Source organism: Aliiruegeria lutimaris, from assembly GCF_900099935.1.
Lineage (GTDB): Bacteria > Pseudomonadota > Alphaproteobacteria > Rhodobacterales > Rhodobacteraceae > Tropicimonas > Tropicimonas lutimaris.
The window spans coordinates 17843-41379 of sequence record NZ_FNEK01000044.1; the positions used below are offsets into that span (position 1 = coordinate 17843).

Below are 23537 nucleotides of genomic sequence, written 5' to 3' on the forward strand. Positions count from 1 at the left end.
TTTCTTTACCGCAAGCGTGCGCCTTCGTCACGAGGGCTTTTTGCTGCGTTTCTTCTCTGTGCCGAAAATCACCAACCCGATTGCCCCGGCAAAGATGAAGACATCGGCCAGATTGAAGACATAGGGGTTGGCGATCCCGCAGCAGGACATGTTGAGAAAATCCCGCACGCCGGGAAAGATCAGCCTGTCCACCACGTTGCCCATCGCCCCGCCGATGATCAGCCCGGCAGAAAAAAATTCGATCCTGAGCTGAAAGGCGCGCCGCGCCCAGATCCAGAGCGCGGTGCAAAGAAGGACGGACAGACCAATCAGGAGCCAAGGCTGCGCGCCCGAACTGTCGGAGAACAGGCCGAAATTGATGCCCGTGTTCATCCCCTTGCGGAAGACGAGCAGCGGCGGAGCGATCTCGATCCGGTCCACCATCTCTCGGCTGAACATCCCGAAGACGTGAAACTTGGACCATTGATCGAGCAGGAAGGCGGCCACCGCCGCCAGCCAGAGAAGCCGCATGCGCTCAGTGCCGGAAATGGCGCACGCCCGAGAAGACCATGGCGATGCCGGCCTCGTCGGCCGCCGCGATCACCTGGTCGTCGCGCATGGAGCCGCCCGGCTGGATCACCGCCGTCGCCCCCGCCTCGGCTGCGGTCAGCAGACCGTCGGGGAAGGGGAAGAAAGCGTCGGACGCCACGACGGAACCCTTGGTCAGCGGCTCTGACAGGCCCAGCTCGGCCGCCATGTCCTCGGATTTGCGCGCCGCAATCCGGGTCGAATCGACCCGGCTCATCTGGCCCGCGCCGACGCCGACCGTGGCGCCGCCCTTGACGTAGACGATGGCGTTGGACTTCACGTGTTTGGCCACTTTCCACGCGAAGAGCAGGTCTTTCAGCTCCTCTTCGCTCGGCGCGCGCTTGGTCACCACCTTCAGGTCCTCAAGCGAAACATGGCCGGTATCCTTGTCCTGCACGAGGTAGCCGCCCGAAACCTGCCGGATGGTCTGTGCCACCGCGCGCGGATCCGGCAGACCGCCGGTTTCCAGCAGGCGGAGGTTCTTCTTCTTGGCAAAGATCTCTGCGGCCTCCGGGTCGATCTGCGGCGCGATAACGACCTCGGTGAAAATTTCCGAGATGATCCTGGCCGTTTCCACGTCCAATGCCTGGTTCAGCGCGATGATGCCGCCGAAGGCCGAGGTGCGGTCGCAATCGAAGGCCCGCGAATAGGCCTCCTTCAGGGTTGCGCCACGGGCCACGCCACAAGGGTTGGCGTGCTTGATGATAGCAACGGCAGGGCCGTCCGCCGGGTCGAACTCCGCCACCAGCTCGAAGGCGGCGTCGGTGTCGTTGATATTGTTGTAGGAAAGCTCCTTGCCCTGAAGCTGCTTCGCGGTCGCCACGCCCGGACGATCCGATCCGTCCTTGTAGAAGGCGGCCTTCTGGTGCGGGTTCTCGCCATAGCGCATGGTCTGGGCCAGCGTTCCGGCCACCGCGCGACGACGCGGGAACTCCACGCCTATGGCCTGCGCCATCCAGTTCGAGACCGCGGCATCATAGGCAGCGGTGCGGGCATAGGCGGTCTGGGCCAGCTTCTTTCGGAATTTCGGGCAGGTCGCGCCATCATGCTGGTCCATGTCGCCCAGCAGCTTGTCGTAATCCTCGACATCGACCACGACCGAGACGAAGGCGTGGTTCTTGGCGGCGGCACGAATCATCGCGGGGCCGCCAATGTCGATATTCTCGATGCAGGTGTCATAGTCGGCACCCTTCGCGACGGTCGCCTCGAACGGGTAGAGGTTCACCACCAGCAGGTCGATCTCGACGATGCCGTGCTCGGTCATCGCGGCGACATGCTCGTCGTTGTCGCGCAGCGCCAGGAGCCCGCCATGCACCTTGGGGTGCAGCGTCTTCACGCGGCCATCCATCATTTCCGGGAAGCCCGTCACCTCTGAGACGTCTATCACCTCAAGGCCCGCCTGGCGCAGCGTATGCGCAGTGCCTCCGGTCGAGAGCAACTCCACGCCCCGGGCGGCCAGCGCGCGACCAAGGTCCACGAACCCCTCCTTGTCAGACACGGATAACAGCGCGCGGCGGATCGGACGATTCTCGGACATGGCAGCTTTCCTCAGATTTCTTCGTCTTTCAGATGTTCGTCGTCATTGCGTATGACGTCACGGATCGCCTGCGGGGTATCCTGTGCCTTCGCCAACGTCCAGTCGATCCGGCTTGCTCCGTCCAGAACCCGCCCAGAAAGCACGATCTGCCTGCTCGCGCGCGGCTTCAGGCGGCCGGGTTCGAGATAGACGCTCGGCTCCAGCGACAGATCGGCCGGCCCGGTATAGCGCAGCACCCAGATTTCGCCGCTGACCAGCGCCATGGAAACCGCGCTTCCGCCCATATCGAGCGTTGCGTCCACGTCCGGGTGCAGATGGAATCGGATCGAATAGGGCACGCCCTGAAGCTGCGCCTCGGTCATGTGGCGTTCGAATGTCTCCTGGTCGGTTTCGGTCATCGCACCGAGCGTATCCACACCTTCCAGCGTGCGGCCATCGCGCGTCAGCGTCAGCTCGCGCACATGGGTCAGGCCATGGGTGGCCACATAGCCGTCATGGCCAGCCAGAACATGCAGCGCCTCCGGGTTGGCGGTCTGTTGCACCCGGACCTCGGTCGGCAGGTCGTGCAGGATCTCGCCGCGTTTGCCGCGCCCGAGCCCGACAACCCCCAGCCGCGACGAGGAAAACCCGTCGATGCACAGCGTGGAATGGCTTGGCGTGGCACGCCCCGCCCGCCGCCATGTCTCACCGAAGGTCGCACCAGGGCCGCAATTGACGATCACGGGGCGGCGCCCCGATGTCAGCTCGAAGGCAAGCGTCGAGGCATGGGCATTGACGGAAGCCTCGCCCGAGGGTGGAAGGGCCGCATCGATGATCACCGAGCTGCGCCCCGCGGCCAACCGGGCAAAGCCCATCGCCAGCCCCTCATGCGTCTCCGGACGGATGCCCGAGGCCGCCAAAGCATTATCGAGCCGTCCCTCCATCCCGCGCGAGCCGCCATGGAATCGTGCCAGCGCGCCATCGGCATGGCGCAGCGCGCGCAGCGTCGGTGCCATGCGCAGAACGGCATTTTCCAGCGGCTTCTTCGGTCGCTTGCCGATATCCATCATCGCCTGCGCCGCCCAGATCAGCAGCGAGAAGACCTCCAGCAATTCCTCCGGGTTGCGCGTCGGCAACCCGCCCTCGGCATCGATGCGGGCCTCGCATTCCTTCGAGAGCGCCTTGATCGCAGGAGCAGCGAAACGCTCCTGCCCGGTCAGGGACAGGCTGGCATAGATCAGCCCGGCCAGCGCCTCGAAACGCGGTAGCCCCGGCGCGGCGACCTGCCAGCGGCGGCCGAGAAAGGTCGTCTGTGCCGCGAGCGCACCGAAAAATACCCGCGACTGCTCCGGGTTACGCCCCTGCAGCAGGAACAGCGCGTGGCTGATCCAGCGGATCAGCCGACGTCCAACCAGATCGGGCGTCCAACCCGGGCCAGCACCGCGCCCGTAGCGCGCGATCCATTCCCAGGTCCATTCCTGCCCCTTGGCCCGCGCCTTCGCGTCGCCAACGGCGGCGAGGTCGTCCAGCCAGCGAAAGCCGTGCAACTCCGCCTCGAATCGCGGCGAGGGCATGTCGAGATCCCACATCGAGGCGCCGGGCGCCTCCGCGAGATGACCGGCAAACAGGAAATTGCCCGCCGCAAGCTGACGCCCCTTGGAAAAGCCGCCGATCATGCGCGGCTCGGGCCGGGAAACGAAGCCGGTAGCCGGCTGCGTGCGTGCCGCGCGCCGGGCGTGCAGGCGGTTCATCAGGCGAACGCGCCGCTCCTGCCAGCTGGGTGTTCCCTCAACATGTTCCATGGCAGCGGCGGCGGCCCCCTTGATCCTGTATGCATCCCCGGCGCGGAGCATAGGCGCGGCGGGCGGGAGTGTCAGGCCTTGCGCAGCGCCGCGATGAAGAATCCGTCCAGACCGCCGCGTTCGGGCCACATCTCCGGCGTCGTTCGCAGCGCTCCGGGCGCGGCCTGCCAATCCGGCTCAAACCCGGCCAGGGCATCGATGGCCGCCTGATCCGGCGAAAGCACCGGATGACGTTCCAACATGGCCTCAAGCTGCTTCTCGCCCTCTTCCGGCAGCAGGCTGCAGGTACAGAAGACAAGCCGCCCGCCGGGGGAGAGCAACGCGACCGCGCGGTCGATCATTTGCGCCTGCAGGGCAAAAAGCGGTTTGACCCCCGCGCCGTCCTTGGCAAAGGGCAGGTCCGGGTGGCGCCGGATCGTTCCGGTGGCCGAACAGGGCGCATCGAACAGGATCGCGTCGAAAGGTGCTTCCGGCTGCCATTCGAGCGCGTCGGCTCCTACGACATTGGCCGTCAGGCCGGTCCGGGCGAGGTTCTCGTGCAGCCGTTCGAGGCGGGCCTCGGAGATGTCGAGCGCGGTCACGTCGGCCCCGCTCGCCGCGAGTTGAAGCGTCTTGCCCCCCGGCGCGGCACAGAGATCCAGCACGCGCTCGCCCGGTTTCGCGGCCAGAAGGCGCGCGGGCAGCGCGGCGGCGGCGTCCTGCACCCACCAATCGCCGGTCTCGAAGCCCGGCAGCGCGGAAACCTGCCCCGCCTTGGCCAGCCGCAGCGTTCCAGTGGGGAGCATCTCGCCATCGGGCAACGTCGCACTTTCGGATTTCGGTGTCAGGTCGAGCGGCGGGGTGGCTTCGAAGGCGGCCTCCATCCGGGAAACCCGGGCATTGCCATAGGTCGCCCCGAGCCGCCCGCGCAGCCAGTTCGGCAAGCGCTGCGGCTGGGTCTTGTCCCAGCCCCCCTGCCCGTTCTCGACGACCCGGCGCAGCACGGCATTGACCATGGGCGCGGCCTTGGCATGTTCGCGCTTGGCCAGCGTCACCGCGGCATTGACCACGCCATGCGGCGCCTCGCCCTCGGCAAGAAGCTCGACCACGGCCAGCCGCAGGAGCGCCTGGATGCCGGGGCGTGGCGGACGTTGCAGAAAGGGTTTCATCGCCGCGTCGGCACGTCCCGCGAGCCGCAGCGTGGTCCGCGCCAGCCGCGCGGCGCGGGCGCGGATCTCCGCCGGTTTCTCGGCAAAATGCGGGTGCTGCTCCAGCTCGGCGAGCAGCATCTTCTCCTCCCAGACGCCCTGGAGCAGGTCCAGCGCCAGCTGTCGCGGCGCGGTGCCGCTCGGTTGCCCTTCGCCCATGCGACGGCCCTTCCCATTGATCCTTGATCCGCGGGAGGTATATCACCCATGGATCAGCGACAAGGACAAGCGCATGAGTGACGACAGCCAGGAGCCGGTCGAGGCCCCGCAGGAAATCGACCCCGTTGCCGCCGCCGAGGCAGAGGCCGAGCGCCGCAAGGCGCTGCCGCCCGCGGCATTGCGTGCGCTGGAAGAGGCCGAGGAACGCCGGGCCAAGGCAGAGGCCGAGGCAGCCGAGATGCCCACCGAACTGGGTGGCCGCATCAAGGGGCTTGAGCCCGTCCGTTATGGCGACTGGGAGAAGAAGGGCCTGGCGATCGACTTCTAGGTGGCTTTCGCACCGTCCGGTGGGCGGATCACCGCGAGAAGCTGTTCGCTCAGCGTGAAGCCACAACGGCGATAGATCCGCCCGGCGTTCCCTTCCGTGTATGCAACAATGACGGGCGTAGAGGCTGGGGCACGTCTCCTTGCCCAATTCAGCCCGACGGACACAAGGGCAGCGCAGATACCGCGCCGCCTGTGGCTCTCGCGCGTCTCCACGTCCTGAAACCGCGCGGTGCCCTCGCCTTCGAAAATGCCAAGGTCGCCCACGAGCTGTGCCCCGTCGAAAGCGCCGAACCAGCAGCCCCGCCCCCCGGCCACCTGCTTGCGATGGTTCGCAAAGCGTTTGCGGACAAATGGGGCGTGGATTTCAGGCAGATGTCCAGCCTCGATGCCGGTCTCGATCTGCAGCGCTATGACCTGTTCCCAGTCCTCCGGTGTCTCTATGGGGCGGATCTCGATGCCTGGTGGGACCGGCGCAGGATTTGACAGTCCTTCAAGGGTGAGCACGTCGGAGCGGTCGATCTCGAAACCCAACGCGGTAAAACGCTCAAGGGCTGGCGCGTTGGAGAGCGCCGGAGCATCCCAGACGATCGTGACATGTCGTGAGGTCGGAAAGTCCTTCCGGAAACGCGCGATCTGCGCGTCCGGCTCGATCCGGTCGTCACGAAAGATCACCATGTTGCCGAACCAGAAATCCGGCTCGGACGGTGTGCGTACAACGACCCTGTCCAGGTGTTCCTCAACGACCGACAGCCCGCGCAACACCATAAGGTCGCTGCGCAGGCCGTGGCTACGGAGCGGACTCACAGCCCGAGAACGTCCAGCATGGAGTAGTGACCCGGCATCTTGTCCTGCCCCCAGAGCGCGGCCTTGAGCGCGCCGCGGGCAAAGAGCGCGCGGTCCGAGGCAATGTGGCGCAGAACGATCCGCTCGCCGGCCCCGGCAAAGATCACGTCATGCTCGCCGATAATATCGCCGCCGCGAATCGCCGAGTATCCAATGGAGCCGGGCGCCCGCGCCCCGGTGATGCCATCGCGCGCGGCGACGTAACTTTCCTTGAAGTCCAGCCCGCGCCCTTCTGCGGCCGCTTCGCCCAGCATCAGCGCGGTGCCCGAAGGCGCGTCGACCTTGTGGCGGTGATGTGCCTCGACCACCTCGATGTCGAACTCCTCGTCGAGAGCGGCCGCCACTTGCTTTGTGAGTTGCGTCAGCAGGTTCACCCCGAGGCTCATGTTGCCCGCCCGCACGATCACGGCATGGCGCGCGGCGGCGTCCAGCTTCTCGATATCCGTGTCCGTCATGCCCGTGGTGCCGATCACATGCACCGCCCGCGCCTGCGCCGCGATCACCGAGAGGTCCACCGTGACCTGCGGCGTGGTGAAATCGATAACCCCCTGCGCACCGGCCATCGCCTCCAGTGGGTCATCGGTGACATAGAGCCCGGTGGGTTGGCTGCCCATCGCCGCGCCAAGATCCTGGCCGATCCAGTCATGGCCAGCGCGTTCCACCGCCCCCACCAGCTTCATCTTCGGGTGCGCCGTGACCTCGCGGACGAGCATCTGCCCCATCCGTCCCGACGCGCCCATGACCACGATCCCCGGTATATTGCTCATCTGCCTGTCTCCTGAAACTTGCGCCCGGTTTAGCCGAGTGCCGCGTCACGCGCAAAGCCCCGCTTGCGCAGAAGGCCACGGGGGCCTAGTTGGAAGGCATGGCTAAGAACAAGTTCCATAACGGGTCCGGCCCGTCGCAACGTCAGCTCCGCGTGGGCGAATTGATCCGCCGCAGGCTGGCCGATGTGCTCAACCATGGCGACGTGCACGACCCGGACCTGAACCGGATGTCGATCACCGTTGCCGAGGTGCGCACCTCACCAGATCTGAAGATCGCCACCGCCTACGTGATGCCGCTGGGCGGCGACCGGGCGGACGAGGCGATGGAAGCGCTGATTCGCAACCGCCACGAGCTGCGCAAGATCGTGGCCAAGGGGCTGACGCTGAAATACGCGCCGCAACTGCGCTTCGTGCTGGACGACACCTATGACCGTATGGACGATACGCGGCGGATGTTCTCCGAAGAACGCGTGCAGCGCGATATTGCCGCGACTCACGAGGATGACGATGCCTAGTGAGCCATTGCGGCGTCTGGGAGCGGCCCTGGCCTTGCTCTGCGCCGGCACGCTTGCGGCCACGGCCGAGCCCGATTGCCGCAAGATCGCCCATGACGGCAACCGCTATACCGTCTGCACCCTGCGGGCCGACCAGGACGAGATCCGGCTTTTTCACAGCGATGCGGAGGGGAACCTTTTTGGCAGTTTCTCCAGCATCGACGCCGCCCTGGCCGCTGAGGGCAAGCAGCTCTCCTTTGCCATGAATGCCGGCATGTATCACGAAGACCGCAGCCCGGTCGGCCTCTATCTCGAACGCGGCACACAAAGCGGCCCGCTGGTGACGCGTGACGGGCCGGGCAATTTCGGCTTGCTGCCCAACGGCATCTTCTGCATCCGGGAACACTCGGCGCAGGTCATCGAAAGCCGCCGTTATGCGGAGAACCCGCCAGACTGCCGCTATGCCACGCAATCCGGCCCGATGCTGGTGGTCGATGGCGCGCTACATCCACGCTTCCTGTCCGACGGGACCAGCCGCTACATCCGCAACGGGGTCGGCGTCGCAGCGGACGGCGTGACCGTGCATTTCGCCATCTCGGACAACCGGGTGAATTTCGACAGCTTCGGACGGTTTTTCCGCGACGAGCTGAATACCCCGAACGCGCTCTATTTCGACGGCAAGGTCTCGCGCCTTCACGCGCCGTCGATTGGCCGCTCAGATAGCGGTTTCCCGCTGGGACCGATCGTTGGGACGGTGGCACCGGTCGAGTGAACCAACGGGCCAATTTGCCGGAATTCAATTGCCCGCGAAGATACCTCGGTTCAAGCGTCCTCCGACGACACCACGGTACCCGCAACCCGTAATCGGAATTATTCGGATAACCAGGATTCCGTCATTTCTGCCGTCATCAGGACCGCGCAGCCCGACGACGACGGACGCGCGGCTAGGCCGGGGCAGCGAACTGCACGATCAGCGGGTGATCCGAAAGAGTGAGCGGCACCGCCTCGGGCTGGCCTGCGATCTGGATAGGCTCGGTACCCACGGTCGGGTCGAAAATGCGCAGGCTTTTGGGTGGCCTTGCGAAATGCAACACCGTTTCCGTGGTGCCCCGGAGCATCTCGCCCCAGATGACATACTGGAACACCCCATCGCTGCGTTGCAGAAGCAGGTCGTGCACAACCGGGGTCTGCCCTTCCAGGAAGAGATCGACCTCGCGTAACGCCTCGTTCGCGGCTTGAGGGGAGGCATCGGCCAGGATGACAGTCAGGTTTCGCAGGTACTGCGCGGCAAGGCGCGGGCTGTAGTCCGGCGCAAAGAAGCCAAAGGCCTGGTTGCCCTCCTCGTCGGTCCTGTCGCGCAGGATATAGACCGATGTATGGGCATAGCCCCGCGCGAACTGCGCGAGATAGATGTTCATCAGGTGTAAACCATGCAGCGTCTCGGGCACCTTGTCCGACAGCTTGACGCCGGTTTCCGTGGTGACCCGGGGCAGGTCCTCCAGTTCACGATCCGAATAGCCTCTGAATCCCTTGCGCCAGGTCCGTCCGAAATTGCCGAACAACCCGTCGACGCGGGAGGCTCGTGAAGGGTCGGCCGCATCCCAGACCTTGTTGTCGGCCAGGCCCGGCGAATTCGAGTGATAAATGTAGTTATGCACATTGGCGAAATCGGCATAGCACGTCCCCCCCGGCATCAGCGTACCCGCGCCCGTCGGAATCTCCAGGAATTGCAGGCCGACATTGTCCGTCTGCGCGCCGGGCTCGGAGATCGTCCAGACGGGATAGTCGCGAAGCTCGGGATGCGTCTTGACGGCACTGTAGAGATCGCGCTGTAGCCGGGCCACAGGCAGCCAGCTGGCCCGACCTCCACCCTTCTGGCCCTGGTAGGTCACGCCCCAGTTATTCGGCTCGTTATTCCCCTCGAAGGCAAGCAACGCCCCATTCCGCGCCAGCACAAGCCCGGTTTCGATCAGTTTTTCCAGATCACTGCTGCCGCTGACGAGGCCCCAGTTCAACAGGGCACCCGTTTGCCGGTGGAGTTCGATCATGGTCTCGATCGTGTTCGGGCCATTCGTGCTCAACCCTTCGATCCCGGCACGCACCCAGCGGAACCCGCAGTAGCGCACCATTTCGATGGTCTTTTCGAGCGGCTGACCGCGATCCGGAAAGGTCGTGACGATGCCGATGCTGTCGAGGAAGCTGCGCGTGGGGCGTGCGCGCAACGTCTCAAAGGGGGACGCGCCCATGATGCGAGAGGCTGCGAGCCCCGTTCCAGACGCGGCAAGCATTGCCAGCACAGCGCGTCTGTTCGCAAATCGGTTTCCTGAACGTTCTATGGTCGTGCTCCCGTTGTGACGCCGTTCGACTATATCGCCTGTCCAGACCCGCCGCCACTTCGCGGCTCGGGACCTGTCTACGGCGCAGATGACTGCCCTTTCGACCCTGGCGCCTTTGGCTTTCTGGGGCTTCTTGTTCTTTCTTGGGCAGGCCGCGTTTCACGCGAAACTCCCCTGGCAAAACCACCCCGCCGACATCGACCCGCCATGGGCATAGAACAGCCACAGCCGTTCGCCGCTGCCCACCTCCACTCGCCAGTAATCGCGCGTGCCGGAGCGCCATTCCGGCTCGTCCAGCCACCATTCCGGTGCGATCCGCTCCGGACCGGTCGCGCCGATGATCTCGAAATACCGCCGACGCCAGCGGAAGCTCTCCGGCGGGCGCACCGGCTGGCTCGGCGCGGCCTCCACATGAACCGGCTCGGGGCGGAAGAGCAGCAGCGGACGCGCGAGGGCCGGGCACGCCGTCCAGTCCCGCGCGGGCTCCGACCAGGCCGCGGCCAGCACCTTGCTGCCCTTTTCCGGGATATGGCTGTCGGCCGGGTGCAGCCGGGTGATCGCCTCCAGCCCGACCCGCGCCCCGAGCCGCCCGATCAGGTCGTCAAGCGCCGCCCCCGCCCCGGCCCGGCCGCGCCGCGCCACCCCGTCGGCGGCCGCGCCGAGATGGCCGCGATGCTGCGTGGCATGAACCGGCTCGGTCACATGCGCCTCCAAGCGGAGCACGTCGATACCCGGCCCCGCCTCGATCTCGCCGAGCTTCATTGCCAGAAGCGGACGCAGCCGCTCCGGGTCGGCAGAGGGGCGGGCGAGCCCCACCTCCACCGGCTGCATCGTGTGATCGCAGCGGAACGCCTGCAGCCGCACGCGCCGCGCGCCGCGCCCCCGGGCGCGCAGCCGCTCCGACAACGCAGGCAGCAGCCGATCCAGCCCGGCGCGCACATCCTCCTCCAACCCGATCGGCTCAGGCAGGGTGAGGCGGACGGCGAAATGATCCGGCGGGCGCTCGGGCGAGACCGGCTCCGGCACCAGCCCGAGCGCCTGGTCGAGCCGCAGTACCAATTCCTGCCCGAAGCGCCGGGCCAACCCCGCGCGTGGCTGCCCGGCCAGGTCTTCCACCCGCCGCAAGCCCAAACGGGTGAGTTGGACCACGACCTCCGGCGCGAGCCGCAGCGCGGCCACCGGCAGCGGCGCCAAGGCGGTGCGCGTATGCCCCGGCGGGGCGATCCGCGACAGCGCTTCCCCGGCCGATTGCAGCCTGGGCGCCGCGCCGCCGCGCTCCCAGTGGCGCCGCTTCACCGCGCGCGCGCGGGTCGCCCGCGCCTCCTGATCGATCGCATCTCCCGAACGGCCCGCCGACACGTCGCGCCCGGCATAGCGCGCCAACGCCCAGGCCGCGCCCACCGTGTCGGCAATCCCACCATGGGCGGTGACCCCGAAATCCCCACATTCCGCCTCGGCCTGCGCCAGCAGGGCTTCCTCCCCACCAAAAAGATGCGCGCAACCCGTGATATCCACCATGAGCGAGGCCGCCTGCCCCTCCGACACCCAGGGCGAGAACTTGCCCGCCCAGCGGCGCAGCACGGTCAGGAAGGCGGCCTCCGCCTGTGGGTTGGAGAGCCGGGTGAGCAGGTCGGGACACATTGCCTGCGCATCGCGCAGCGGCTGGCCCTCCACCAGCCCGGCCTGCGATGACTCGACGGAGAGCGCGTGCAGAATCTGCATGTTCCCAACATCCCGCACCACGGCAAAGGGACCCGCCAACGTACCCGCGTCAAGGCGCAGCACGCGCTCCGCCGCAAGACGGGGGAACCACAGGGACAAGATACGCTTGGTGGGCATGTTCGGGAATCGGAATGGCTAATGTTCGCTATTTGTTCCAGAAATACCACGGTCCGACCCGGAGTCGAGTCACGGCTGATCAGCCCAGCCCGGAAATCCGACTGGCCATCATCTTTCGACAAGTATCCTGGGGGTTTGGGGGCAAAGCCCCCAATTCCCAAACGCAGACAAACGCGCCTCCCGACGGTTCAGAGATTGTCCTCGACCCGGAACCCCTCCGGGATCGCATCCTTCCCCTCGAGGATCAGATCTGCCATCACCTGCGCCACCTTTGCCGCCATGCCGAAGCCGATCTTGAAACCGCCATTGGCCACGAAATGCGCGTCGCGGTCCGGCCAGGCGCCGAGGATCGGCGCGCGGGAGCGGGAGCGGGGGCGAAGGCCGGCCCAGCGGGCGATGATCGGCGCGTCGGCCAGCGCCGGGCAGGCCGCCTTGGCGCGTCCCACCACATCATCAATCTGGGAATCCGTGCTGAACGGGTCGTCATACTCGCGCTCGGTGGTCGAACCGATGGCAAAGGTCCCGTCAACATGCGGGATGCCGTGCGTGGAATCGGCGAGATATTGTGGTGCATCAGGCCGGTCGAGCTTCAGAAGCGCCGCCTGCCCCTTGATCGGCGCGCCAATCGTCTTGCCCGTCTCGGCGCTCAGGTCGGACAGGCCCTCGACGCCCGTCGCCCAGAGAAGCGCGCCCTCGTTTTCGGCCTCGCCAATCACCAGCTCGCCACCCGCGCTCTGGAAGGCGGCGGCCAGCGCCGCGCCGGCCTTGCGCGGGTGCAGCCGCGCGGTCAGCGTATCGTGGATCAGCCAGCCGGTCGGTGTGACCGGCGCCCAATCGCCGAATTCCTCGGCCCGGACCACGTTCCAGACCGCCTTGCCCTGCCAGAGCGTTTCTGCCTCCACCGCACGCTCGCGGGCGCGGGTCAGCCCCTCTTCGTCCAGGATCTGCTGCAAACGACCAGTTCGCGCGTAGCCCGGATCCTCTCCGGAGGCCTGCGACACATCGCGCCAGAACTCTTCCGCCATGATCAGGCTTTCGAACTGGAAGGCCTTCTTGGCGTTCCAGCGTTCCGGCACATGCGGCGCCAATGCGCCGACAAGGCCACCAGAACAGCCCGCGAACACGCCTTTGGTGTCGATCACGCGGATTTTCGCGCCGCGGCGCACCATTTCCCAGGCGCATGCCATCCCGAAGATGCCCGCGCCGCGTATAGTTACGTCGATCCTTGCCAAGGTCTCACCTCTTGCCCATTGTCCGCGCGTTTGAGGCCGGGATCTAGGACAGATGACAGACGAGGACCAGAGCAACTGCGTGATCTGGCAAAGCGGAGACGTTCCCGTCTCGCCGCGTTTCGACGATCCCTATTACTCGCTGGAAAACGGGCTGGCCGAGACACACCATGTCTTTCTTGACGGCAATGACCTGCCCGCGCGGCTGCGCCCGGGCTTTCAGGTGGCCGAACTTGGCGTCGGAACCGGGCTCAACCTGCTGGCGCTGGCGCTGTGTGCGCAGACGGCCGGGGTGGAGGGCGTTCGGTATACCGGGTTCGAGGCCTATCCATTGCCCAAAGAGGATCTGAAGCGCGCGCTTGCGCCCTTTCAGGAAGTGGCTCCACTTGCCTGGGCGCTGCTCGATGCGTGGAACCCGGCCGGGTTCGAGGCCCGGATTGGCCCGCTCACGGCACGTATGATCGTGGGCGATGCGCGGCAACGCCTGCCGGAATGGGAGGGCGCCGCCGATGCGTGGTTTCTCGACGGGTTCGCGCCGGCGAAGAACCCGGAACTGTGGGAAAGCGATCTCATGACGGAGGTCGGGGCGCATACGGCGGCAGGCGGCAGTTTTGCCACCTATACTGCGGCGGGCGACGTGCGACGCGCCCTCGCCGCGGCGGGCTTCGAAGTGCAACGCCTCCCCGGCTTCGGCCGCAAACGTCACATGAGCGTGGGAAGGCGGCCATGAGCCAGGAACAGAACAACCGGCTCGGCATCCTGCTTATGGTCAGCGCCTGTTTTGTCTTTGCGATCCAGGACGGGATCTCGCGCCACCTGGCGGCGGAGTACAACGTCTTCATGGTGGTGATGATCCGCTACTGGTTCTTTGCCGCCTTCGTGATGACGGTGACCGCACGGCAGGAAGGCAGCCTGCGTGCTTCGGCAAGGACGGCACAGCCCCTCCTGCAAGTCACGCGAGGCCTTTTGCTGACGGCCGAGATCCTCATCATGATCACCGCCTACGTGCATCTGGGGTTGGTCGAAAGTCTTGCGATCTTTGCCGGGTATCCGCTGATCGTGGCGGCGCTGTCGGGGCCGGTGTTGGGCGAGAAGGTCGGCTGGCCGCGTTGGGCGGCGATCGGGATCGGTTTTGTCGGGATCCTCGTGATCCTGAAACCTGGATTCGGTGTATTTTCCCCCGCTGCGATCCTCGCGCTGATCTCGACGGCGCTTTTCGCGATCTACAGCGTGCTGACCCGGCTGGCCGCGCGCAAGGACAAGGCGTTGACCAGTTTCTTCTGGACCGGCACGGTCGGTGCGGTGGTGATGACGGCGATCGGTGTCTTCCACTGGGAGCCGATGATTGCACCGGATTGGGGATGGATGGCGGCGCTCTGTGTGACCGGCGCGCTCGGGCATTACCTGTTGATCCGCTGCTACGAGGTCGCCGAGGCGAGCGCTGTGCAGCCCTTCACCTATCTGCACCTGGCCTTCGGGGCCACGCTTGGCGTCGTCGTTTTCGGGGAAGCCCTGCGCAACAACGTCCTGGTTGGCACGTTGATCGTCGTTTCGGCGGGGATTTTCACCCTGCTGCGCGAGCGGCGAAAGCGCTGAACGTGCCAGGGGGGCTCCCGCCCACGGCGCCGCGCGCAAGCGCTTGGCCGCGGTTGGGGGTTGCCGCGCCTGCGGCGCGGCGGTGGCGCTCAGCGCCGTTCCGGTATTGCTGGCAGTCAGCCCTTGCGCAAAAGCTCGATCATCTCGACTGAGGGCATGACGCCGTTCAGGCGCGCGCGATAGACCATGATCGACTCCGTCACCCGCATCACGTAATTTCGGGTTTCGCGGAACGGGATCATCTCGATCCAGTCGATCACGTCCACCTCCTCACCGCGCGGATCGCCCCGCGCCTCGACCCAGTCGACCGAGCGGCCCGGCCCGGCATTGTAGCCCGCCGAGACCAGCACCGGCGCGGGGCCGAACACCTCGATAAGACCGGCGAGATAGGACGTCCCGAGCGTCACGTTATAGGCCGGGTCCTCGGTCAGCGCGTCGCGGTCATAGGGGATCTTCAACTCGCCAGCGACATCCTTGGCCGTGCCCGGCATGACCTGCATCAGGCCGCGCGCTCCGGCGGGGCTGATCACCACCGGGTCGAACTCGCTTTCACGCCGGGCGATGGCGAGGGCGAATTCCTTTGGCACCGGCAGATCGCGCTCCATGAGCGGGCTGAGCGGGAAATAGGCCGCAGGCAGAACGACCCGGTTCGCCGCCGCGCGCTTTGCGATCATCAGGGCGATATGGGGCTGTTCCAGCGACAGCATGAGCGCCCCCAGAGTTCCGGCGCGCTCGCGGTCCAATGACTCGGTCAGGTGGGTCAGGAAGCGCTCGGCCAGCCCCAGATCCCCGGCATCGAGCAGCAACAGGCCGGCAACCAGCACGGAATTTCCACGCAGGTCGCTTTCGGCCAGCGGCGGGAAGCTCTCCGAGCCGTCCAGCGTCGGGTCCATCGGCAAGCCGGCCGCCTCGGCTGCGAGCAGGCCGTAGAAGCTCGTCTGATGCTGCGCGCCGTCGGCATAGGCGAGCTTGGCGGCCTCTGCATCTTCCATCGCCGCATAGGCGCGGCCCTTCCAGTAGCCGGCGCGACCGAGGCTGATGGGGGTCTCCACAGCGGTATCGAAACTGGCAAAATGCGTCAGCGCTTGTTCCGGATCGTTCAGGAAGCGCAGCGCGATGAAGCCCGAGAGCCATTCCAGATCGGCAAAGGCGGAGCCCTCGACAAGGAAATGCCGGCTCGCCAGCGTGTAGGCCATCTCGGCCTCGCCGTCGCGCAGCGCCCGCCGGGCGTAGATACGCCGCCAGTTTGACCATTCTTCGGGGCGGCCAAGGGCTTCAAGCGAGGTGGACCGGGCCGCCAGCAACGCCATCGCCTCGGCGTGGCGCCCCTTTCGTGCCCGCCAGATGAATCGCTCGTAGGCAAGGCCCGGGTCGTCCTGCAGCTTGTCAGGGACGGCTTCGATCCGGGCATCCACCCCCGGCTCGCGCGCAGCCAGCGTCAGCCGAGCCTCGGCGAGCTTGTCCCAGCCCTCCGGCGCCCGCGCGATGTTGCGCCGCGCCGCCGACACCTGCCCGCGCCAGAGCAGGTCGTCCAGCCGGGCAGCGTGGTGATCGGCCAGCGTGTCACGGAAACGCTCCAGAAGCGCGTCCTCGGTTTCGGCAGTCATGGTCCGGCTATGCCATGCCAGAACCGCCGTCGCCTTGGCCTCGCCCGGTTCGTCGAGCGCGATATAGGCATCAACCAGCCGCAGCACGCCGGTCCCCGTGTTCGGCAGGTCGCCGTCGAAGTAATCGACAACCTCCTGCGGTGCGGCGTCCTCGGGGATGGAGCCCTCGCCCCTTGTGCGTAGCAGGTCCAACCCCGGCCAATCGGCCCGTCGGGCAAGGAAATCGCGATAGGCGTCGAACTCCGCCTGCCCGCCCTTGCGCAGCCGGTGCCATTCGATGATGTCGCGCCCCTCGTCGCCGGCAGGGCGCACGGAAACAGTGGCCGCACGCCAGTTCTCCGTACGGACATGTTCAAGCGCTTCGGCAAGCGCCTGACCCTGTTCCGTGGGTGCGGCAAGGCTCGAAAAGGGTATACAGACTAGCAGGGCGAGTCCGACAAGAAGGCGCATATTGTGGGTCTGATCGCAGTTAACCGGGAAAACCTGCAACAAGACTAGCTCACGCACACGCAACCGCAACTCACAAACTTGGCAAGGCGATTTCCTGCCTATAGGGTCCGCCGCGATTTACGTACACGACTCGGCCCGTCCCGGGCCACCAGACGCGCCGCGTGGCGCGGGAAACGGAGAAAGATCATGTTCAAAGGCTCACTTCCCGCTCTGGTCACGCCGTTCAAGAAAGGCGCGGTGGATTTCGAGACTCTCGATTCGCTGGTTGAATGGCATGTCGAACAGGGCTCCAACGGCCTCGTCCCGGTGGGCACCACCGGCGAGAGCCCGACACTGACCCATGCAGAGCACCGCGATGTCGTCGAGCGGGTGATCAAGGCCGCCGCCGGTCGCATCCCGGTGATTGCCGGCGCGGGCTCGAACAATACCGCCGAAGGGATCGGACTGATCCGTCATGCGGCCGAGGCGGGCGCCGATGCGGCGCTGATCGTCACTCCTTACTACAACAAGCCGACCCAGGCCGGGCTCTACGAGCATTTCAAGGCGCTGCACGATTGCTGCGACCTGCCGATCATCATCTACAACATCCCTGGCCGCTCGGTCGTGGACATGTCGCCCGCGACCATGGGCAAGCTGGCGGAGTTGCCGCGGATCATCGGCGTCAAGGACGCCACCGGCGACATCACCCGCGTGAGCAGGCAGCGCGAGACCTGCGGCAAGGACTTCGTTCAACTCTCGGGCGAGGACGCCTCCGCGCTCGGCTTCAATGCCCATGGCGGGGTTGGCTGTATCTCGGTCACCGCGAACGTGGCGCCGAAGCTCTGCGCCGAGTTTCAGGCGGCAACGCTCGCCGGGGACTATGCCAAGGCGCTCGAATACCAGGACCTTCTGATGCCGCTGCACACGGCGATCTTCCTGGAACCCGGGCTGGCCGGGGCCAAGTACGGGCTGTCGTTGCTGGGCAAGTGCACGGAGGATGTACGCCTGCCGCTGGTCGGGCTGACCGACGGCACCAAGGCCGAGATTCGCGCCGCGATGGTCCATGCCGGCCTGATCGACTGACACGAGGCATCACGGCGGGCCCGACGAACGGCCCGCCGTCCACCACCGTCAGGGCGCGGCCATTGTGTCCAGCGGCTTCAGCAGATCGAAGATCTGATCACGGACCCATGACGCCATCGGGTTTGCGTCCGATCGGCGGTGCCAAATCGCCACGATCCGGGCCGGGACGATCTCGAAAGGCGGCCGGAAGATCTTCAGCCCGAGACCGCTGGCAAGCCGGTTGGCCAGTTGCTCCGGCACCAGCGCGATCAGGTCGCTTTCGCTGACAACGCGGCACACCCCGGAAAAGACCGGCAGCGTCATCGCCACTTGCCTTTGCCTGCCGACCCGCGCCAGCGCGGAATCGCCCATGGCGGCGAACTTTCCCTCGGGCGAGAAGAGAACATGCGACATCGCGCAGAACCGGTCGATGGGCAGTTCGGCGCCCTGTGGCACCCCCGCGATCCTGGGATTGGTCGCGCGCGCGATGACGACGAAGGACGAGCGGAACAACGCCTTGCGATTGATCCAGGCGGGCAGGTCGGTGTCGGGGATCAGGGCAAGATCGGCACCGTACTGCTCGACGCTCCTGACATAGTCGTCCGGCACCAGCTCGACCAGTTGCGCCCGGACATTCGGCGCCGTCCGGTTGAGCCGGTCGCCGAGGGCCGGCATTAGCAATTCGGCGAAGAAATCGCTGGCGGCGATCTTGAAACGCCCCGACGCCAGCGCGGGATCGAAACTCTCTGGCGGCGTCAGAAGGTGTTCGAGCCGGTTGAACTCCTCCCCAAGCCCTTCCCGGATCGAAGCGGCGTAATCGGTCGGGACGAGGCGGTTCCCATGCCGGACAAACAACTCATCGCCAAGCGCGTGGCGCAACCGCGACAAGGCGTTTGACACGGCTGGCTGCGACAGGCCCAGCCGCTCCGCGGCCTTCACCGTCGACCCCTCCCTCAGGACCGCGTCCAGCACACGGAGCAGGTTCAGATCGAAGGTCGCGAAATTCATGACAGCAATAGCCTTTATACAAAGCATTCATTGGATTGTTACCGTGGCCGCCTGCTAAGATCGAGTCAACGAAAGCGCGTTCATTTCACCCAAGCGAAGAGGAGCGAAACGTTGAAGGATCTGGAGATAAATGACGCCCCGCTCGAATGGCTTGGCGTGTCCCACAAGACCATCCTGAGCCCCGAACAGACTGGTGGCGCCATGTCGATCGTGGAGTCCGTATCACCCCCGGAAAGCGGCCCGCCGCGCCATATCCACCATAACGAGGACGAGACATTCGTCGTCCTTTCGGGTGCCTGCAAGATCTGGGTCGAGGGGAAGGAAGCGACAATCGCGGCCGGCGAAACCGCGTTCATCCCGCGCGGAAAAGAGCACAGTTTCAAGGTGATCGGGTCCGCCCCCTGCCGGAAGCTGATCATCCTGACGCCCAGCGGTTTCGAAGGGTTCTTCTCGGACATGGCCGCCGGCCAGTTCCGCATTCCCGAGGATATGCCGGCGATCGAGGAATCCGCACACCGCCACAACCTGACCTTTACCGGCCCCCCGCTGGACTGACACTGGATGACCGCGAGACCCATCGTCTACCACATCCCGGTCTGCCCGTTCTCGCAACGGCTGGAGATCCTGCTGGCCCTCAGGGGACAGCGGGATGCAGTGGAATTTCGGGTCGTGGACGTCACTCGGCCGCGTGCGCCCGAACTTCTGGCCAAGACCCGGGGCAGCACGGCGCTGCCGATGCTGGAAATGCCCGATGGCAGAATTCTCAAGGAAAGCCTCGTGATCCTGCGGTTTCTCGACGAGGCGATCGCAGGCGCACCACTCCGGCGCAGCGACCCTTTCGAACATGCCGTCGAATCCATGCTGATCGCCCTTGAAGGCGCCTTCACCATGGCCGGCTACCTCTATGTCATGAACCAGGATCGCGCCCTGCGCGCGCAGCACAACGAGAAGCTCCTGGCGCTCTACCGCGATATCAACGGCTTCCTGATGGAGCACCGCCCGGAGGGGCCCTACCTGTTCGACGCGTTCGGACTGGCCGAGGCCGTCTTTACACCGATTTTCAAGCGCTTCTGGTTTCTGGATTACTATGAGGATTTCGCCCTGCCCGAGGGTGCCGAATACGACCGTGTCCGGGCCTGGAAGACGGCCTGCATGTCCCATCCGGCGACCGGGCAGGTGACCCGTGAAGAGATCGTCAAGCTTTACTACGATTACGCGCTCGGCGCAGGCAACGGCGCGCTCGTCGATGGCCGAAGCGTTTCAAGCTTCACCTTCGAGCCCTGTTGGCGGACCCGCCCCTGGCCTCCCAGCGACAAATACGCGGGAACGTTGCCCGATGACGCCTTGGGACTGGTCGCCGATGATCGCTAGGCTTGGGTGACAGCCGCGGGTCGGGTTCGTGACCGAAACGGGAGCCTCGCCCAGGGCGGTCGGCCTGGACTTACAGTCCGCCAGAAACCGACAGGACGCCGCAACGCTTCTCTTGGAACTCCCGGCCAAAGAGCCTATATCCCGCCTCTATGGCCAAACCGAAGGACAATCCGAATTACAAGGTGATCGCCGAGAACCGGCGTGCCCGCTACGACTATGCCATCGAGGATGACATCGAATGCGGCATCATCCTGACCGGGTCCGAGGTCAAGAGCCTGCGCACGACCTCGGCCAATATCGCCGAGAGCTATGCGGCGGTGGAAAACGGCGAGCTGTGGCTTGTGAACAGCTATATCGCGCCTTACGACCGCGCGATGTTCGGCCATGAAGAGCGGCGGCGGCGCAAGCTGCTGGTTTCGCGCAAGGAACTCAGCCGGTTGTGGAACGAGACACAGCGCAAGGGCATGACGCTCGTGCCGCTTGTGCTTTATTTCAACCACAAGGGCATGGCGAAGATCAAGATCGGCATCGCCAAGGGCAAGCAGAACCAGGACAAGCGCGCCACCGAGGCCAAGCGCGACTGGAACCGCCAGAAACAGCGCCTTCTTCGGCACGGAGAATAGCGCCGCCGGGCGGGTTACCCTTGCACCCGCCCCTATCCCGGCTTAGCAATTTTGGACGAGAGCCGAGCTGGGAGGCCGATATGGACAATAGCGACCCGAAAACGCTTGTCAGCACCGAGTGGCTGGACGCCCATTTGCACAATCCAGACCTGCGGGTGATGGATGCATCGTGGTATCTGCCGGCTATGGGGCGTGACGCGCGCGCCGAGTACGAAGCAGGCCACATTCCCGGCGCCCGGTTCTTCGATATCGACGAGATTTCGGACCTGCGCTCCAGCCTTCCGCACATGGTGCCGCCGCCGGAGAAATTCATCTCCCGCATGCGCAAGCTGGGCGTTGGCGACGGGCATCAGATCGTCGTCTATGACGGGATGGGGATCTACTCCGCTCCGCGGGTCTGGTGGTTGTTCCGCCTGATGGGCCACTCCGACATTGCCGTGCTCGATGGCGGTTTCGCCAAGTGGAAGGCGGAGGGCCGGCAGATCGAAGACATGCCGCCGATGATCCGCGAACGCCACATCACGGTCCGCCGCCAGTCCCACATGGTCAAGGACGTGACGCAGGTGTCCCTCGCAGCCAAGCTGGGCGACTGGCAGATCCTCGACGCCCGCCCCGAGGGGCGCTTCAAGGGGGAAGAGCCCGAACCGCGGCCCGGCCTTGCGGCCGGCCACATCCCCGGTTCGATCAACATCCCCTGGGCGTCGCTGTCGAATGACGACGGGACGATGAAATCCACCGACGCCCTGCGCCGCATCCTGACCGGCGCCGGGGTCGACCTCGACAAGCCCGCCATTACCACCTGTGGCTCCGGTGTGTCTGCCGCAGTCATTTCGCTGGCACTCACACGGCTCGGCCACACCCAGAACGCGCTGTATGACGGGTCATGGGCGGAATGGGGCGCCTATTCCGATCTGAAGGTCGCAACCGGATGAGCATTACCCCGGCCGGCACCGAGATCCACTACACCGTCACCTGGCTGGAAATGACCGAGCGGCCTTCCCATGGCTGGCCGCACGAACCAACAGGCGAGCCCGCCTCGCTGCTCAAGGCCGACACCCCGCCCGCGTGGTACTTTCTCATGCTCTACGACGCTGTAGGCCGGGACTATGCCTGGGAAGACATGCATGACAAGACCGAGGACGAGTTGGCCGACTGGCTGGCCCACCCGGAAACCTCGCTCTACACGCTGATGCGCAAGGGCTGGCCGCATGGGTTCTTCATGCTGGACCACAGAAAGCCGAGCATCTGCCACCTGGCCTATTTCGGGCTGGTACCGCAGGCCATCGGCCGGGGCCTTGGCCGGTTCCTGCTGCAGAATGCAGTGCTGACGGCCTGGGCCCTGCCGGGTGTCGAAAAGCTCACGGTGAACACCAACACGCTCGATCATCCCCGCGCGCTGCAGACCTACCAGCGCTGCGGTTTTGAGCCGGTTCTGCGCACCGAGCATCGGCGTGTCCTGAAACGGGACATCGACGCCAGCCGCATCCCCGACTGAGGATTTCCATGTTCGAAAACCACAAGGCTCCGGAAGCCGACAAGATTCTTCGGGTGATGAAGCTGTTCGCGGATGATCCGAGAGCGGATAAGATCGACCTCGGTGTTGGCGTTTATCGCACGCCTGAGGGCCTTACACCTGTCATGGGCGCCGTGAAGGCAGCCGAGCGCAGGCTGCTGGAAGAGCAGGCAACCAAGGGTTATGTGGCGCTCGCCGGCGACCCGGGCTTTCATGCAGCCTTGCGGCAACTGACCTTCGGCGACTCCGCTGCCGCCGATCGCATCGCCTGTCTGGCCACGCCGGGTGGAACCGGCGCCGTGCGGCAGGCCTTCGAGCTGCTCAAGGCGCAGAACCCGCATGTAACGGTTCATACATCGGCGCCGACATGGCCCAATCACGAGGCCATCCTCGACACGCTGGGCATCCGCTGGCAGCCCTATCGTTACTACGACGCGGCGACCGGCGGTCTGGACCGGGACGGGATGCTTGCCGATCTGGCGGCGGTCAAACGTGGCGACGTGGTACTGTTGCATGGGTGTTGCCACAACCCGACCGGAGCGGATCTGGACCTTTCCGATTGGCAGGCGATTGCGGATAGCCTGTCGCGGACAGGCGCGGTGCCGATGGTGGATCTCGCCTACCAGGGCTTCGGGAACAGCCTTGACGAAGACGTTGCCGGACTGCGGCTGCTCGCCGCTGCCATGCCGGAAATGCTGTTGACCGTGTCCTCTTCGAAGAACTTCGGCCTCTACCGTGACAGGGTCGGCCTGCTGCTTGTCCTCACCGAAACCCCGGCCATCACGCAGGCGGTTCAGGGCACGCTGGCCTGGCTCAACCGGCAATCCTATGCCTTTCCGCCCGATCACGGAGCCCGTGTCGTAACCGAGATCCTTTCCGACGCGTCCCTGCGGGCCGATTGGACGGCTGAACTGACCGAAATGCGCGACCGCGTCATCGCGATGCGCGAAGCACTCGCCAAGGCCCTGCGCCTGGAAACGCAATCGGATCGCTTCGATTATCTCCTGTCTCAGAAGGGGATGTTTTCGCGCCTTCCGGCCAGTGAGGATCAGGTCGCTCAGCTCCGCCGCGAACATGGCGTCTACATGATCGGGGATGGCCGCATCAACATGGCGGGCCTGATTGAAGAGACGGTTCGCCCCGCCGCAAGCGCGATTGCGCGGGTTCTGACCTAGAGCGTGTCGCGGCCTATCTGATTCAGGCTTCCCAGATTGGTTGTGATGTGATTCCCTTCTGTTGAGGCAGATATAGGGGTCTCAGAT

At 65.5% G+C, this 23537-nt stretch carries 23 protein-coding genes; 12 read left to right on the top strand and 11 right to left on the bottom strand.

Annotated features, from left to right (window positions below; translation table 11 throughout):
• Positions 1–27: 27 nt before the first annotated feature.
• From lspA to BLR85_RS18215, 4 genes are all read right to left on the bottom strand, one after another.
• Positions 28–510 carry a signal peptidase II gene (gene lspA / locus BLR85_RS18200; RefSeq protein ID WP_093159980.1) on the bottom strand — a complete coding sequence of 161 codons (483 nt, stop codon included), beginning with the start codon at positions 508–510 and terminating at the stop codon, positions 28–30.
• Positions 511–514: 4 nt separating this feature from the next.
• Positions 515–2104, bottom strand: coding sequence for a bifunctional phosphoribosylaminoimidazolecarboxamide formyltransferase/IMP cyclohydrolase (gene purH / locus BLR85_RS18205; protein WP_093159985.1), 1590 nt, complete (start codon positions 2102–2104; stop codon positions 515–517).
• Between the two features lie 11 nt (positions 2105–2115).
• Positions 2116–3885: a heparinase II/III family protein gene (locus BLR85_RS18210; RefSeq protein ID WP_244520777.1), complete on the bottom strand. Its 1770-nt coding sequence runs from the start codon at positions 3883–3885 to the stop codon at positions 2116–2118.
• Positions 3886–3956: 71 nt separating this feature from the next.
• The gene (locus BLR85_RS18215; protein ID WP_093159990.1) at positions 3957–5231 is read right to left on the bottom strand and encodes an RsmB/NOP family class I SAM-dependent RNA methyltransferase; all 1275 of its coding nucleotides are present in this window, start codon (positions 5229–5231) and stop codon (positions 3957–3959) included.
• A 115-nt stretch (positions 5232–5346) separates the two neighbouring features.
• On the opposite strand from BLR85_RS18215, the gene BLR85_RS18220 reads away from it, so the two are divergent.
• A complete protein-coding gene (locus BLR85_RS18220) occupies positions 5347–5559 on the top strand; it encodes a DUF1674 domain-containing protein (protein ID WP_244520778.1) in 213 nt (70 codons plus the stop codon).
• On the opposite strand, the gene BLR85_RS18225 is transcribed toward BLR85_RS18220, so the two are convergent.
• Together BLR85_RS18225 and dapB are read right to left on the bottom strand one after the other, a co-directional pair.
• The gene (locus BLR85_RS18225; protein WP_139188445.1) at positions 5556–6362 is read right to left on the bottom strand and encodes a GNAT family N-acetyltransferase; all 807 of its coding nucleotides are present in this window, start codon (positions 6360–6362) and stop codon (positions 5556–5558) included. The two genes, BLR85_RS18220 and BLR85_RS18225, sit on opposite strands and share 4 nt — an antisense overlap.
• Positions 6359–7168: a 4-hydroxy-tetrahydrodipicolinate reductase gene (gene dapB / locus BLR85_RS18230; RefSeq protein WP_093159997.1), complete on the bottom strand. Its 810-nt coding sequence runs from the start codon at positions 7166–7168 to the stop codon at positions 6359–6361. The genes BLR85_RS18225 and dapB overlap by 4 nt, the downstream gene beginning before the upstream one ends.
• A 98-nt stretch (positions 7169–7266) precedes the next feature.
• On the opposite strand from dapB, the gene rbfA reads away from it, so the two are divergent.
• Positions 7267–7683 carry a 30S ribosome-binding factor RbfA gene (gene rbfA, locus BLR85_RS18235; RefSeq protein ID WP_093160000.1) on the top strand — a complete coding sequence of 139 codons (417 nt, stop codon included), beginning with the start codon at positions 7267–7269 and terminating at the stop codon, positions 7681–7683.
• Positions 7676–8434, top strand: a complete 759-nt coding sequence (locus tag BLR85_RS18240) for a phosphodiester glycosidase family protein (RefSeq protein WP_093160004.1) — start codon at positions 7676–7678, stop codon at positions 8432–8434. The genes rbfA and BLR85_RS18240 overlap by 8 nt, the downstream gene beginning before the upstream one ends.
• Before the next feature lie 172 nt (positions 8435–8606).
• Here BLR85_RS18240 and BLR85_RS18245 read toward each other — a convergent pair whose 3' ends face one another.
• From BLR85_RS18245 to BLR85_RS18255, 3 genes are all read right to left on the bottom strand, one after another.
• Entirely contained in the window at positions 8607–9908 is a 1302-nt protein-coding gene (locus BLR85_RS18245) for a glycosyl hydrolase (protein ID WP_139188446.1), read from the bottom strand.
• Positions 9909–10157: 249 nt separating this feature from the next.
• The gene (locus BLR85_RS18250; protein WP_093160014.1) at positions 10158–11837 is read right to left on the bottom strand and encodes a Y-family DNA polymerase; all 1680 of its coding nucleotides are present in this window, start codon (positions 11835–11837) and stop codon (positions 10158–10160) included.
• Between the two features lie 188 nt (positions 11838–12025).
• Positions 12026–13069, bottom strand: a complete 1044-nt coding sequence (locus tag BLR85_RS18255; protein WP_093160019.1) for an NAD(P)/FAD-dependent oxidoreductase — start codon at positions 13067–13069, stop codon at positions 12026–12028.
• A 52-nt stretch (positions 13070–13121) separates the two neighbouring features.
• Here BLR85_RS18255 and mnmC2 point away from each other — a divergent pair, with 52 nt between their 5' ends.
• Together mnmC2 and BLR85_RS18265 are read left to right on the top strand one after the other, a co-directional pair.
• Complete coding sequence (gene mnmC2, locus BLR85_RS18260; protein WP_093160025.1) at positions 13122–13796, top strand: tRNA (5-methylaminomethyl-2-thiouridine)(34)-methyltransferase MnmC2; 675 nt, start codon at positions 13122–13124, stop codon at positions 13794–13796.
• Entirely contained in the window at positions 13793–14662 is an 870-nt protein-coding gene (locus tag BLR85_RS18265) for a DMT family transporter (RefSeq protein WP_093160030.1), read from the top strand. Before mnmC2 ends, BLR85_RS18265 begins: the two co-directional genes overlap by 4 nt.
• A gap of 116 nt (positions 14663–14778) precedes the next feature.
• Here the strand turns inward: BLR85_RS18265 and BLR85_RS18270 are convergent, their stop codons facing one another.
• Positions 14779–16719, bottom strand: coding sequence for a lytic transglycosylase domain-containing protein (locus tag BLR85_RS18270; RefSeq protein ID WP_093160035.1), 1941 nt, complete (start codon positions 16717–16719; stop codon positions 14779–14781).
• 186 nt (positions 16720–16905) lie between these two features.
• Between BLR85_RS18270 and dapA the strand changes: the two genes are divergently transcribed.
• The gene (dapA, locus tag BLR85_RS18275; protein WP_093160039.1) at positions 16906–17781 is read left to right on the top strand and encodes a 4-hydroxy-tetrahydrodipicolinate synthase; all 876 of its coding nucleotides are present in this window, start codon (positions 16906–16908) and stop codon (positions 17779–17781) included.
• Between the two features lie 48 nt (positions 17782–17829).
• Here the strand turns inward: dapA and BLR85_RS18280 are convergent, their stop codons facing one another.
• Positions 17830–18768: a LysR family transcriptional regulator gene (locus BLR85_RS18280; protein ID WP_093160044.1), complete on the bottom strand. Its 939-nt coding sequence runs from the start codon at positions 18766–18768 to the stop codon at positions 17830–17832.
• A 111-nt stretch (positions 18769–18879) separates the two neighbouring features.
• Between BLR85_RS18280 and BLR85_RS18285 the strand changes: the two genes are divergently transcribed.
• The 6 genes from BLR85_RS18285 (at position 18880) to BLR85_RS18310 (ending at position 23450) form a co-directional block, all read left to right on the top strand.
• Positions 18880–19323 (top strand): cupin domain-containing protein, encoded by a 444-nt coding sequence (locus BLR85_RS18285; protein WP_093160049.1) that lies wholly within the window; start codon positions 18880–18882, stop codon positions 19321–19323.
• 6 nt (positions 19324–19329) lie between these two features.
• Complete coding sequence (locus BLR85_RS18290; protein WP_093160054.1) at positions 19330–20139, top strand: glutathione S-transferase family protein; 810 nt, start codon at positions 19330–19332, stop codon at positions 20137–20139.
• Positions 20140–20288: 149 nt separating this feature from the next.
• On the top strand, positions 20289–20762 hold the full coding sequence (smpB, locus tag BLR85_RS18295; protein ID WP_093160059.1) for an SsrA-binding protein SmpB: 474 nt from the start codon (positions 20289–20291) through the stop codon (positions 20760–20762).
• An 80-nt stretch (positions 20763–20842) separates the two neighbouring features.
• Complete coding sequence (gene sseA / locus BLR85_RS18300; RefSeq protein ID WP_093160063.1) at positions 20843–21694, top strand: 3-mercaptopyruvate sulfurtransferase; 852 nt, start codon at positions 20843–20845, stop codon at positions 21692–21694.
• The gene (locus BLR85_RS18305) at positions 21691–22257 is read left to right on the top strand and encodes a GNAT family N-acetyltransferase (protein ID WP_093160068.1); all 567 of its coding nucleotides are present in this window, start codon (positions 21691–21693) and stop codon (positions 22255–22257) included. The genes sseA and BLR85_RS18305 overlap by 4 nt, the downstream gene beginning before the upstream one ends.
• An 8-nt stretch (positions 22258–22265) precedes the next feature.
• Entirely contained in the window at positions 22266–23450 is a 1185-nt protein-coding gene (locus BLR85_RS18310; RefSeq protein WP_093160073.1) for an amino acid aminotransferase, read from the top strand.
• Positions 23451–23537 lie beyond the last annotated feature (87 nt).